Source organism: Streptomyces sp. 5K101 (genome assembly GCF_046506645.1).
Classification (GTDB): Bacteria; Actinomycetota; Actinomycetes; order Streptomycetales; family Streptomycetaceae; genus Streptomyces.
Map to the genome: position 1 here is coordinate 420472 of NZ_JBKFFO010000001.1, position 11915 is coordinate 432386.

The following is an 11915-nucleotide window of genomic DNA, read 5'->3' on the forward strand; positions in this document are numbered from 1 at the left end:
GGCCGACGCCCCCGGCGACCGCTGACCGCGGTCGCCGGGGGCGTCGTGCCTGCTCGACCCCATGCTTGACCCTGACACCATGTGAAGCCGTGCACTGGGAGACGTCATGTTCACCATCGGAGACTTCGCTCGGCACGGCCGTGTGTCGGCCCGCATGCTGCGCCACTACGACGCCATCGGGCTGCTGCGACCGGAGCACACCGACCCCTTCACCGGCTACCGCTACTACTCCGCGGCCCAGTTCGCCCGCCTCAACCGTCTCGTCGCCCTCAAGGATCTCGGCTTCACCCTGCACCAGGTGCGGGAGATCCTGGAGGACCGCGTGAGCACGGAGGAGCTGCGCGGGATGCTCAAGCTGCGGCAGGCGGAGCTCGAGGCGTCGATGGTGGCGGCCGCCGCGCGGCTGGCGCAGGTCGAGGCGAGGCTCCGGTCGATCGAGAGCGAGGGCCGCATGCCCACCCAGGACGTCATGATCAAGAGCACTCCCGCGGTGCGGGTCGCCGAGCTGACCGCCGTCGCCGCCGGTTACGGGCCGGAGCACATCGGGCCCGTGATCGGCCCGCTTCACGACGAGCTCTTCCGCCGCCTGAAGGCGGCGGGCGTCACTCCGACCGGTCCCGGTGTCGCGTACTACGAGGACGCGCCCGAGGGCGACGGCGCGATCCTGGTGCACGCGGGGTGCACCGTAGCGGCCGGCCAGGCGCCCGGCCCGGACTTCGCGGTCGTCGATCTGCCCGCCGTCGAGCGGGCGGCGACGATCGTGCACCACGGTCCGATGGACGCGATCGTGCCGACCGCGCAGAACCTGGCGCAGTGGATCGAGGCGGGCGGGCACCGCTCGGTGGGATACGCCCGGGAGGTCTACCTGGAGTGCCCGCCGGACAGGGAGAAGTGGGTGACGGAGCTCCAGGAGCCGTTGGCCTGAGCTGAGCGACAATGCCTCCATGCGCGCTGCCCGGCTGATCAAGATGGTGCTGCTGTTGCAGGCGAGGTCCTCCATGACCGGGGCCGAGCTGGCACGTGAGCTGGAGGTGTCCGAGCGGACCGTGACGCGGGACGCGCTCGCGCTCTCCGAGGCGGGGGTGCCGGTCTACGCGGACCGGGGCCGGAGCGGGGGGGTACCGGCTGATCGGCGGGTACCGCACCCGGCTGACCGGCCTCGGGCGCGACGAGGCCGAGGCGCTGTTCCTGTCCGGACTGCCGGGGGCGTTGCGGGACATGGGCCTTCAGGACGCGGCCTCCGCGGCGCGTCTGAAGGTGTCGGCGGCGCTGCTCCCGTCGCTGCAGGACGCCCCGCACTCGGCGGCGCAGCGGTTCCATCTGGACGCGCCCGGGTGGTACCAGGAGCCGCGGACGCCGGAGCTGCTGCCGGTGATCGCGGAGGCGGTGTGGGCGGACCGCCGGATCCGGGCGTCGTACCGCCGCCTGGACACCGAGGTGGAGCGGGAGCTGGAGCCGTACGGTCTCGTGCTGAAGGCGGGCGTCTGGTACTTGTGCGCCCGCGCGGAGGGGACGTTCCGGGTCTACCGGATCGACCGGTTCTCGGCGGCGGAGGCGGACGGGGAGGTCTTCGCACGGGACGAGGGCTTCGACCTGCCCGGCTTCTGGGCGGAGCGCGCGGCCGAGTTCGCGCGCTCCATCCTTCGCGCGGAGGTGGTGGTGCGGGTGACGGAGGCGGGCACGGAGCGCCTGCCGTACGTGACGGACCGCGCGGCGGCGGAGGAGGCACTGGCCTCCGCGCCGCCACCGGACGCCCGCGGCCGCGTGACGCTCACGCTCCCGGTGGAGTCCCTGGACGTGGCGTACTCCCAACTGCTGACGCTGGGCGCGGAGGCGGAGGTACTGAGCCCGCCGACGCTCCGAGAACGCTTCACGACGACGGCGGCGGCACTGCGCGCCATGTACGCCTGACGGCCCCGCGCCGCCGGGCCTCGGGGGCCCGGCCCCCTCTGTCAGCGGTACGCGGCCACCCGCGGGGTCTCGCCGGCCCTTTCCGCCAGCATGTAGCCCCACACGTCCGGGCGGCTGCCGTCCGTGTCCGTGATGTCGTACTCCCTGGCCAGCCGGCCGCTGTCCAGTGACGTGCCGTTCCAGCGGGACCGGTTCGGGTCGGCGGCCAGGGCCGCCACGCCGCGGGCCAGGTACGCCGGGGACTCCGACAGCGCCCAGTGCCGCTGCTTGTCGATGCCGTCCCGCCAGGTCTCCTCCGTGAGGCCGAAGATGTCCAGCATCTCCTCGGAGCGGAGGAATCCCGGAGTGACCGCCACCGCCGTCCCGCCGACGCTCTTGAGTTCCTCGCCCAGCAGGTACGCCATCCGGATCGGCGTGTTCTTGGCCAGGTCGTAGTAGAAGTTCTCCCGGAACTCCTTGTTCGTCGCGGCCGTGCCGTCCGTGACCTCCAGGACCAGGCCGCCCGGCTCCCGTACCAGCAGCGGCAGCGCGATGCTGCTCGTGATGATGTGCGTCCGTACCCCCAGGTCGATCATGCGCAGGCCGCGCTGGAGGTCGACGTCCCACATCCTCGTGTCGAAGTCGAGAAGGAAGTTCCCGCCCCACACGTCGTTCACGAGGATGTCCAGGCGGCCGTGGTCGCGGTCGATGCGGTCGACCAGCGACCGGACCTGGTCGGCCTCCAGGTGGTCGGTCGGGACGGCGATCCCCGTCCCGCCCGCCGCGGTGACGAGTTCGGCGGTCTGCTCGATCGTCTCCCCCGCGCGGCCCACTTCGCTGACGTGCTCCCGGGTGGTGCGGCCGGTCACGTAGACGATGGCGCCCGCGGCGCCGAGTTCCACGGCGATGGCGCGGCCCGCGCCCCGGGTCGCGCCCGCGACCAGCGCGATCCTGCCGTGCAGCGGCCTGTCCGGGCGACCGGCCGACGACGCGTGCGACGGCTGGTGCAGGGGTGTGTCCACGGATTCGTTCAACGGCTCGTTCGTCGTCATGGACCGACCGTCCCACGGAATCCCGACATCTTCTGTCCGGCATTGCAGCCCCTCGCCCCGATGGGCCGTTCGTCTCGAAACGGCCGCTTTCCGCAACTCCGCGTGCGCCGCCCTCACCCAGCCACGATGCTTGTCCCGTGATGGACGAGACGGAGTTCTGGGAGATCGTCGACAGCACCCGTGAGGCCGCCGAGGGCGACCCCGAGGACCAGGCCGAGCTGCTCGTCGAGCGGCTGCTGCAGCTCGACCCCGACTCCGTGCTGGACTTCGCCCGGCACTTCGAGGCCCGCTACAACCGCGCGTACACGTGGGACCTGTGGGGCGCGGCGGCCGTCCTGCTCGGCGGCGCGAGCGACGACGCGTTCGACTACTTCCGCTGCTGGCTCATCGGCCAGGGCCGCGAAATCTTCGAGGGCGCGGTGCACGACCCCGACTCGCTGGCGGAGCTGCTGGACGACTTCGACGAGGACGTCGACGGGGACGGCGAGGAGCTCGGCTACGCAGCCGACGAGGCGTACGAGCAGCTGACCGGTGTCGACGCGCCGGACCTCGGCATTCCGGTGCAGGCGACCGAGCCGGCGGGTGTCCCGTTCGCCTTCGACGACGACGCGGCGCTGGCGCGGCGCTTCCCGCGCCTGTGGGAACGTTTCGGCGGCTGACCGCCGGGCGGCACGTCCGCGCGGGTCACGGCGTGAGCGAACGGCCCATCAGGACATCGTCCACGTAGCGCCCTTCCAGCAGGAACTCCCCCGGCAGCACGCCCTCGACCGTGAACCCCTCGGCCTCGTACAGCGCCCGCGCGGGGGCGTTGTGGCCGAGGACGCGCAGGGTCAGGCGGATGGCGCCCTGGCGGCGGGCCTCGTCGCACGCCGCACGCAGCAGGGCCCGGCCGACGCCGCGGCCGCGTGCCCGGCCGGCCACGGCGAGGCCCTGGATCTGGCGTACGTGCTGGTTGCAGGCGAGGGGCGTCGGCCGCACCAGACGGATGTAGCCGAGCAGCGTGCCGTCGGTGTCCTCGGCGACGAGCAGGTCCTCGGGCCGGTGGGCGGCGTCGAAGAACGGCCCGTACGGGGGCTCGGGCCGCGGCTGCACCGCGTGCAGGGGCGACCACGTCTCCCGGTCGAGTGCGCCGAGGGCCGTGTCGTCGGCGGCTCGCGCCGTGCGTATCGCCGGGGGTATCACGGGACGTGTGTGCGACTCGGGCATGGGGCCCACTGTGCCATGCGGTACGGGCGGGGCAGGATGGGGCCATGCAGGGATCGCGTATCGCCGTCACCGGCGCCTCGGGGCTCATCGGCAAGGCGCTCGTGCGCTCGCTGCGCGCGGACGGGCACGAGGTGGTGCGCCTGGTGCGGCACCCGTCCAGGGCGGGCGACGAGGTCGAGTGGGACCCGCGGCGGCAGTACGTCGACGTCGCGGGTCTCGTGGGCTGCGACGCGGTCGTGCACCTCGCCGGCGCCGGGGTGGGCGACCGCCGCTGGACGCCGGAGTACCGCAGGGAGATCCGCGACAGCCGGGTGCTCGGCACGGCCGCGATCGCGGAGGCGGTGGCCTCGCTCGACACCCCGCCGAAGGTCCTGGTCAGCGGTAGCGCGGTCGGTTTCTACGGCGACACCGGGGACCGCCCGGTGGACGAGGACGCGCCGCCCGGGGACGGCTTCCTGCCGGGGGTGTGCGTGGAGTGGGAGGAGGCGGCGGCGCCCGCGCAGGAGGCGGGCGTCCGTACGGCGTTCGCCCGTACCGGCCTGGTGGTGGCGCGGCACGGCGGCGCGTGGGGGCGGATGTTCCCGCTGTTCAGGGCGGGGCTCGGGGGACGGCTCGGCAGCGGGGAGCAGTACTGGAGCTTCATCGCGCTGCACGACGAGGTGGCGGCGCTGCGGCACATCCTGGACACGGAGTCGCTGTCGGGCCCGGTGAACCTGACGGCGCCGGAGCCGGTGACGAACCGCGAGGTGACGGAGGCGATGGGCCGGGTCCTGCACCGCCCGGCGGTCTTCACGGTACCGACGCCGGCGCTGCGGCTGGTGCTGGGCGAGCTGGCCTCGGACGTCCTGAGCAGCCAACGGGCGCTGCCGGTACGCCTGTTGGAGTCGGGCTTCTCGTTCGCGTTCCCCCGCATCGACGACGCGATCCGCGCGGCCCTGCGCCAGGACGTGTGACCCGGGTGCCTTCGCCGGCCGTGGCGTCCCGGTGAAGTCCGGGGTGGTCAGCCGGTGTCGGGATGATCAGCCGGTGTCGGGGTGATCAGTGCGAGTTGGGGTGATCAGCCGGTGTCGGGGTGCCGGTAAGGCGAACTGCCGGTGCCGGCCGACGTGGTGGGCGCGTCGGCCGACACCGGCAGTGCGGCATGGGCGGGGTCAGGCCGCCGCCTCCGCCCGTGCGCGGCTCCGGTTCTCCTGCCGCACGACACGCCGGCGCCGGGACGGCATGCCCACCGTCGGGTTGGCGACGCCCCAGACCGCGCCCTTGCAGATCAGCTCCTTGTAGACAGCGGCCACGCGGCCCGTCAAGGCGCGGTCGACCGCTCGGTCGTCGGCCGTGACGAACTGGATCAGGCCCTCCTTGCGGCCGAGGGATACGCACTGCTGGAAGTAGCGGACGGGGACACGGGGGACCTTGGCGCCGGCGAGACGGGCGGCGATGGCGTCGGCGGCCTGCCAGGCCATGGGGACGCCCGAGGCGCAGGACATGCGCAGCGGCTTGTCGTCGGGGCCGATCGCCATCGCCGCGTCGCCTACGGCGTACACGTCCGGGTGGGAGACCGAGCGCATCGTGGTGTCGACCACGATCTGGCCGCGGTCGGTGACCTCCAGGGTGGTGGCCCGGGCGATCGGGTGGACGGCGAAGCCGGTGGTCCAGACCGTGACCTCGGCGGGGATGGTCCTGCCGTCGGCCGCCGTCACGCCGTCCGCCGCCACGGCGGTGACCGCGGTGTGTTCGTGGACCGTGATGCCGAGCCTGTCCACCACCTTCCGCAGGTGGGCGCGGCCCTTGTCCGAGAGCCAGTCGCCGAGGGCACCGTGGGCGGCCAGGGCGACGTGGAGGTCCGGGCGCGTCTCGGCGATCTCGGTCGCTGCCTCCAGGCCGGTCAGGCCGCCGCCGACCACGACCACGGGCCGGCCGGCGTCCAGGGCGGCCAGGCGGTCGCGGAGGCGGAGGGCGCCGGGGCGGCCGGCGATCTCGTGGGCGTGTTCGGCGGTGCCGGGGACACCCCCGTCGTTCCAGCCGCTGCCGAGGGCGTAGACCAGAGTGTCGTACCCCAGTTCCTCCGCATCCGCGCCGTTGGCGGCCGTGACCGTCACCGACTTGCGGTCCACGTCCACGGCGGTGACCTTCGCGAGCTTCAGTGCCACGCCCGTGCCCGCGAACATCTCGCGGAACGGCCGGTGCTTGAGGTGCTGGCCGGCCGCGAGCTGGTGCAGCCGGACACGCTCGACGAAGTCGGGCTCGGGATTGACGAGGGTGATGGTGACGTCCTGCCGGTGCAGCCGCTTGGCGAGGCGGCCGGCGGCGACGGCTCCGGTGTAGCCGGCTCCGAGGACGACGATGCGGTGCTGCATGTGCCTGCTCCTGTCTGCGGGGGTTCCGCCGCTGCGCTGCGCGGTTTCGCCCCTTGAACCGGGCAGCCCTGCGATTCCTGACAGGATCAGGATGTGAAGCACGTCACATCGGGTCAGAGGGTGTGGAGCGGGGTGCCCCCGAGGCCCCCGGCGGCCCAGTGCTCGGTCGCCCGGACGAGCTTGTCGGGGTTGACCTGGCTGCGGACGGCGGCGATGCCCTCCGCGGTGATTTCCAGGCACGTGATCGCGACGACCCGGCCGGCCACGACCGCAACGACGGCGGGGTCGCCGTTGGCGGTCGTGGCGTAGATCTCGGGCGCGCCGCCGACGTAGGCGCGCTTGGCGTCGCTGGGCTTGAACAGGCCGCGCAGGAACTTCGCGACCGCGAGCGCGCCCTCGAACGCCTTCGCGCGGGCCGGGACCTTGCCGCCGCCGTCGCCGACCGAGACGGCGTCCTGGGTGAGCAGACGCACGAGGGGTTCGGTACGGCCGCTGGTCGCCGCGGCCAGGAACTCCTCGACGATCCTCCGGGCGGCGGCCTCGTCGATCTCGGTGCGCGCCTTGCCGTTCGCGACGTGCTTCTTGGCCCGGTGGTAGATCTGCTGGCTGGCGGCCTCGGTGACGTCCAGGATCTCGGCGATCTCCCGGTGCGGGTAGGCGAAGGCCTCACGCAGCACGTACACCGCCCGCTCGCCCGGCGACAGGCGCTCCAGCAGGACGAGGACGGCATACGACACCGACTCGCGCTGCTCGGCGGTGTCGGCCGGGCCGAGCATCGGGTCCCCGGCGAGCAGCGGCTCGGGAAGCCACCTGCCCACGTACGTCTCACGCCGGGCACGTGCCGAAGTGAGCATGTTGAGGCAGTAGTTGGTGAGGACCTTGGTCAGCCAGGCCTCGGGCACCTCGATCCGCTCGACGTCAGCCGCCTGCCAGCGCAGGTACGTCTCCTGCACGGCATCCTCCGCGTCACTCGCCGAGCCGAGCAGCCGGTAGGCGATGGCCTCCAGCCGGGACCTGGCAGCCTCGAACCGGTCCACGTCACTCGTGATCAGGGCCATGCCCGGGATCCTAACTGCCCCCTGGACGGAACGGCAGGCGGGCAAGCACTCCCCGGTGAGCATCCGGCGGCGCGGTGACGGGTGTCCCGCACTGCGGACGGCGTGCGGGCCGCGGGCGTGCGCCCCCGCGCTCCGGTGCTCCGTCGTGTGCGCGACTGCAGGTCGGGGTCCCGGTTCCTAGTCTCGGTGCGAACTCGGGTATTCCCCGGGCCTGATGGGGGCATGAGCTTCCCACCAGCCGCGCCGACCTCGGGGAGGGGCACGTGCTCAGCACCGCTCAGCATGCGGATCACGCGGACGTCGTCATCGTCGGGGCCGGGATCGCCGGGCTCTCGGCAGCTCATCGGCTCACCAGTGCGGGGGTGACGGTCAGGGTCCTGGAGGCCGCCCCGTACGTGGGCGGGCGCATGGCCACCGAGCGGGTCGACGGATTCCGGCTCGACCGCGCAGGTCAGTTGCTCAGTACCGCGTTCCCGGAGCTGCGGCGCATCACCGCGCTGCGCGACGCCGAACTGCGGTTGCTCTCGCCCGGTGTGCTCGTGCACGCCGAAGGGCGGCTGCAGCGGACCGGGGAGGTCGGGACGTCGCCGTACGCCACCCGGGGCGTAGGGGTCGCGTTCACCGTCGCGCGCGCCCTCGCGAGCGCTCCTCGGCCACGGCACCTGGACCAGGCCCGGCTGGGGGCGTCGCTGGCGCGGCTCGCGGGCACTCCCGTACGACGGGTGCTGGCCCGGCCCGAACGGGCCGCCGCCGACGCCCTCCACAGCCGCGGACTGCCCGCACGTACGGTGCACGGCTTCCTGCGCCCCCTGCTGTCCGCGCTGCTGTGCGACCCGGAGCTGACCACCTCCAGCCGGTGCGCCGACCTGGTGCTGCGCGGTTACGCGCGCGGCAGGCTGTGCGTCCCGGCGGGCGGCGCCTCCGCCCTGCCCGAACTGCTGGCCGCCGCGCTGCCGGAGGGGACCGTACGCACGGGCACACGGGTCACGGACGTCGCGACGAACAGGGTCACGACGGCGGAGCACGGCGAGTTCCGCTGCCGTTCCGTCGTGGTCGCCACGGACGCGCGGGCGGCGGTGGAGCTGCTGCCGGGGCTGCGGGTGCCGTCGTTCCGGCCGGTGACGGTGGTGCACCACGCCGCGCCGGAGCCTCCGTTGACCGATCCGTCGCTGGTCCTGGACGCGGACCGGGTCGGCCCCGTCTCGCACACGGCGGTGCTGAGCGAGATCGACCCGTCCCGCGCGCCCGAGGGACGGGCGCTGATCTCCTCCACGGTGGTGGGCGGCCTGCCGGACGACGTGGACCGGCGGGTGCGACGGCACCTGGCGACGCTGTACGGGACGCCGACGAACGACTGGGAGCTGCTGAGGGTCCATCACGATGCCGCGGGCGTCCCGGAGATGAGGCCGCCGCACGATCTGCGCCGCCCGGTGCGCGTACTGGCCGGCCTCTACGTCTGCGGCGACCACCGGGACACGGCGACGGTCCAGGGCGCGCTGTTCTCGGGTCACCGGGCCGCGCACGCCCTGCTGTCCGACCTCGGGATCCGGCCGGAGTGCGCGACGCCCGCGCTGGAGGCCGCGGCCTGAGCCACCCGGGGCGGCTGCCACCGCCCTCGGACAACTCGCTCCCTGGCGGCCCAGGCACGCGTCAGCCCAGCGCCGCCACCCGGTCGCGGTACGTGCGGACCGGGCTCGCGTCGCGGTACGGCTCCAGGCGGCGCTCGAACTCCCGCACGTACTCCGACGCCCTCGCCGACCGCATCTCCGACGCCTGCAGCGCCGCCTCCGCCCCCAGCGCGCACGCCTGCTCCAGTTCGCCGAGGCCGAGGCGCGCCGTCGCGAGGACGACACGGCAGAACAGCCGGCTGCGGGCGAAGGCCGGGGCCCGGAGCTGGAGCGAGCGCTCCGCGTGCTGGACGGCCGAGCGGTACTGCCGGAGGTCCCGGTGGCAGTGCCCGATCTCGTCGGCGAGCTGCGCCTCGTCGAAGAAGCGCGCCCAGTGCGGCACGTCGTCGCCCGGCCGGGCCGACTCCAGGGCGCGCTCCGCGCGGGCGAGGGCCGCGTTGCACGCCCGCGTCTCGCCGAGCACACCGTGGCCCCGCGCCTCGGCGGCGTTCAGCAGCGCCTGCACGAGCGGCGGCGCCGCGGCGCCCACGCCCTGCTGGGCGACCCTGGTCAGCTGGACCGCCTCGCGGCCGTGCCCGAGGTAGACGGCCTGGCGGCTCATGGTGACGAGCACGTACGAGCCGTACCCCCGGTCCCCCGCCGCCTGCGAGAGCCGCAGGGCCTGGACGAAGTAGCGCTGGGCGAGGCCGTGTGCCGCTATGTCGTACGAGGTCCATCCGGCGAGCCGGGTCAGGTCGGCGGCCGCGGCGAAGAGCCGGCGGCCCAGCGCCTCCCCGTACGTGCCGCGCAGCATCGGCTCGGCCTCGTGCTCCAGGTAGCGCACGAGGGCCTGCCGGGCGTGGCCGCCGCCGTAGGCGTGGTCGAGGGCGCGGAACAGTTCGCCGACGGAGCGCAGGGCGGAGACGTCGCCGCCGGAGACCTTCTGGCCGGGCCCGCGGTCGGTGCCTCGCTGCCGGGGCACGATGACGCGTCCGCCCTGGAGCGGGACCCGGCCCGCTCCGCTGTGCGCGGCGCCCGGTCCGCTGTGTGCCGTCTCCCCGCGGCCCACCCGCTCGTCGGCGCGGCCGATCAGCCAGTCCCGGCTCGGCACGACCAGACCGGCCGGGGTGAACGCGATCTTCCGCAGCTCGGCGTGGCTGCCGGAGTCCTTGCGCCACAGCCCGCTGACGATGTCCACGGCCTCCTCGGGCGTGGCGGCGAACTCCAGGCCCGCGTAGACCGGCGCGCACGCGTCCAGCCCGAGGTCCTGGGCGGACAGCCGCCGCCCGAGCCGCCGGGTGAACACCTCGGCGATCAGCGCCGGGGTCGTACCGCGGGGCTGCTGGCCGCGCAGCCAGCGCGTGACGGAGGTCTTGTCGTACCGCAGGTCGAGGCCGTGTTCGAGGCCCAGCTGGTCGACTCTGCGGGCGAGCCCGGCATGGGAGAAGCCCGCCTCCGCGATGAGCGCGGCGAGCTGCCGGTTGGGGGTGCGCTGTGGGGCTCGTTCCGTCATCTGCTGTCCGGTCTCCTGCCTTCCGGGCCGGGAGCAGCCCATGGGGGTACCTCCTGGGGTCCCCCAGGCGTAGCTCTGGGGGAGAACCCTTGGGGGAGGAACGGCGCGAATTTAGCGGCCCTCCCGGCCCGTTCCGCCGCCTTCGCCCCACATTCATCCGATCGTGTGAGGATCAGCGGTGGCACTGACAGCCGCGCCGACGGCAGCCGGGCGGTGGCCACCTGCCCGGACACCGGTTTCCGGGCCGCCGTACAGTGGCATGGGCCCGGCTCACTGCTGGGCGGAGGTTCGAGGAGGCACAGCCGTGAGTGAGCTGCGGTTCGTCCGACTGGGGTTCGGCGAGGACGCCGTCGAGTACCAGGAGGCATGGCAGAAGCAGCGCGAGGTCCACGCCGCCCGCTTCGCGGACGAGATCCCGGACACCTGTCTGCTCCTGGAGCACCCGCCGGTCTACACGGCCGGGCGGCGCACGGAGGACAGCGAGCGCCCCCTGGACGGCACGCCCGTCATCGACGTGGACCGGGGCGGGAAGATCACCTGGCACGGCCCCGGCCAGCTGGTGGGCTACCCGATCCTGAAGCTGCCGCGTCCGGTGGACGTCGTCGCGCACGTCCGCCGCCTGGAGGACGCGCTGATCCGCACCTGTGCGGAGTTCGGCGTCGAGACGAGCCGGGTGGAGGGCCGCAGCGGTGTGTGGGTGCTCGGAGACGCGACCGAGAGTGCCGAGGAGCGCCCTTCGCTCGGCGGGCTCTCGCTCGACTTCGACCCTTCCCCTGCCTTCGGCGGGGAGACCCCTGGTCTGCTTCGTGACGAGGAGTTCGACCCGCGCATGAACGGGCCGGAGTACGCCCCCTCCAACGCCGGCCAGCGCCGCGAGGACCGCAAGCTCGCCGCGATCGGCATCCGGATCGCGAAAGGCGTGTCGATGCACGGCTTCGCCCTGAACGTGAACCCGGACAACACCTGGTTCGACCGGATCGTGCCGTGCGGCATCCGCGACGCGGGCGTGGCCTCGCTCGCGAACGAGCTGGGCCGTGACATCACGATCGAGGAGGTGCTCCCGGTACTGGAGAGGCATCTGCGCGACGTCCTGGAGAACGCGGAGCCGCAGCCCCGCGTGATCGAGAAGGCGTCCGTCTGACGGCCGCCGGCGGCCCTGGGGAATGCGTCCCTCTGGCCACAGGTTGGCCATACGTAAGGCCGCACTTTTAACGGGCGTACCCTGGTGTTCGCCG

Annotated in this window: 10 protein-coding genes and 1 pseudogene; 6 read left to right on the forward strand and 5 right to left on the reverse strand. The window is 73.6% G+C overall.

Annotation, left to right across the window (positions count from 1 at the left end):
* The first annotated feature begins 106 nt into the window (after positions 1-106).
* Together ACLB9X_RS01865 and ACLB9X_RS01870 are read left to right on the forward strand one after the other, a co-directional pair.
* Complete coding sequence (locus ACLB9X_RS01865; protein WP_410358394.1) at positions 107-925, forward strand: MerR family transcriptional regulator; 819 nt, start codon at positions 107-109, stop codon at positions 923-925.
* Positions 926-944: 19 nt separating this feature from the next.
* A pseudogene (locus tag ACLB9X_RS01870) lies at positions 945-1911 on the forward strand (helix-turn-helix transcriptional regulator).
* 41 nt (positions 1912-1952) lie between these two features.
* Here the strand turns inward: ACLB9X_RS01870 and ACLB9X_RS01875 are convergent.
* Entirely contained in the window at positions 1953-2942 is a 990-nt protein-coding gene (locus tag ACLB9X_RS01875; protein ID WP_410358395.1) for an SDR family oxidoreductase, read from the reverse strand.
* Positions 2943-3082: 140 nt separating this feature from the next.
* On the opposite strand from ACLB9X_RS01875, the gene ACLB9X_RS01880 reads away from it, so the two are divergent.
* A complete protein-coding gene (locus ACLB9X_RS01880) occupies positions 3083-3601 on the forward strand; it encodes a DUF4240 domain-containing protein (protein WP_410358606.1) in 519 nt (172 codons plus the stop codon).
* A 25-nt stretch (positions 3602-3626) separates the two neighbouring features.
* Here ACLB9X_RS01880 and ACLB9X_RS01885 read toward each other — a convergent pair whose 3' ends face one another.
* Positions 3627-4148 carry an N-acetyltransferase family protein gene (locus tag ACLB9X_RS01885; RefSeq protein ID WP_410358396.1) on the reverse strand — a complete coding sequence of 174 codons (522 nt, stop codon included), beginning with the start codon at positions 4146-4148 and terminating at the stop codon, positions 3627-3629.
* A 44-nt stretch (positions 4149-4192) separates the two neighbouring features.
* Here ACLB9X_RS01885 and ACLB9X_RS01890 point away from each other — a divergent pair, with 44 nt between their 5' ends.
* Positions 4193-5101, forward strand: a complete 909-nt coding sequence (locus tag ACLB9X_RS01890) for a TIGR01777 family oxidoreductase (RefSeq protein ID WP_410358397.1) — start codon at positions 4193-4195, stop codon at positions 5099-5101.
* Positions 5102-5299: 198 nt separating this feature from the next.
* Here ACLB9X_RS01890 and ACLB9X_RS01895 read toward each other — a convergent pair whose 3' ends face one another.
* Both ACLB9X_RS01895 and ACLB9X_RS01900 read right to left on the reverse strand, forming a co-directional pair.
* Positions 5300-6502, reverse strand: coding sequence for an NAD(P)/FAD-dependent oxidoreductase (locus ACLB9X_RS01895; protein WP_410358398.1), 1203 nt, complete (start codon positions 6500-6502; stop codon positions 5300-5302).
* A 113-nt stretch (positions 6503-6615) separates the two neighbouring features.
* The gene (locus ACLB9X_RS01900) at positions 6616-7560 is read right to left on the reverse strand and encodes an RNA polymerase sigma-70 factor (RefSeq protein WP_410358399.1); all 945 of its coding nucleotides are present in this window, start codon (positions 7558-7560) and stop codon (positions 6616-6618) included.
* Positions 7561-7823: 263 nt separating this feature from the next.
* Between ACLB9X_RS01900 and ACLB9X_RS01905 the strand changes: the two genes are divergently transcribed.
* On the forward strand, positions 7824-9149 hold the full coding sequence (locus ACLB9X_RS01905; protein ID WP_410358400.1) for an NAD(P)/FAD-dependent oxidoreductase: 1326 nt from the start codon (positions 7824-7826) through the stop codon (positions 9147-9149).
* A gap of 61 nt (positions 9150-9210) precedes the next feature.
* Here ACLB9X_RS01905 and ACLB9X_RS01910 read toward each other — a convergent pair whose 3' ends face one another.
* Positions 9211-10680: a regulator gene (locus ACLB9X_RS01910; RefSeq protein WP_410358401.1), complete on the reverse strand. Its 1470-nt coding sequence runs from the start codon at positions 10678-10680 to the stop codon at positions 9211-9213.
* Positions 10681-10984: 304 nt separating this feature from the next.
* Here ACLB9X_RS01910 and lipB point away from each other — a divergent pair, with 304 nt between their 5' ends.
* On the forward strand, positions 10985-11821 hold the full coding sequence (lipB, locus tag ACLB9X_RS01915) for a lipoyl(octanoyl) transferase LipB (protein ID WP_410358402.1): 837 nt from the start codon (positions 10985-10987) through the stop codon (positions 11819-11821).
* Positions 11822-11915 lie beyond the last annotated feature (94 nt).

What these genes read in the sequence shown, in the direction of transcription:
- ACLB9X_RS01885 (WP_410358396.1), bottom strand. Translation starts at nt 4,148, where the DNA reads ATGCCCGAGTCGCACACACGTCCCGTGATACCCCCGGCGATACGCACG.
- ACLB9X_RS01895 (WP_410358398.1), bottom strand. Translation starts at nt 6,502, where the DNA reads ATGCAGCACCGCATCGTCGTCCTCGGAGCCGGCTACACCGGAGCCGTC.
- ACLB9X_RS01890 (WP_410358397.1), top strand. Translation starts at nt 4,193, where the DNA reads ATGCAGGGATCGCGTATCGCCGTCACCGGCGCCTCGGGGCTCATCGGC.
- ACLB9X_RS01910 (WP_410358401.1), bottom strand. Translation starts at nt 10,680, where the DNA reads ATGACGGAACGAGCCCCACAGCGCACCCCCAACCGGCAGCTCGCCGCG.
- ACLB9X_RS01875 (WP_410358395.1), bottom strand. Translation starts at nt 2,942, where the DNA reads ATGACGACGAACGAGCCGTTGAACGAATCCGTGGACACACCCCTGCAC.
- ACLB9X_RS01900 (WP_410358399.1), bottom strand. Translation starts at nt 7,560, where the DNA reads ATGGCCCTGATCACGAGTGACGTGGACCGGTTCGAGGCTGCCAGGTCC.
- ACLB9X_RS01880 (WP_410358606.1), top strand. Translation starts at nt 3,083, where the DNA reads ATGGACGAGACGGAGTTCTGGGAGATCGTCGACAGCACCCGTGAGGCC.
- ACLB9X_RS01865 (WP_410358394.1), top strand. Translation starts at nt 107, where the DNA reads ATGTTCACCATCGGAGACTTCGCTCGGCACGGCCGTGTGTCGGCCCGC.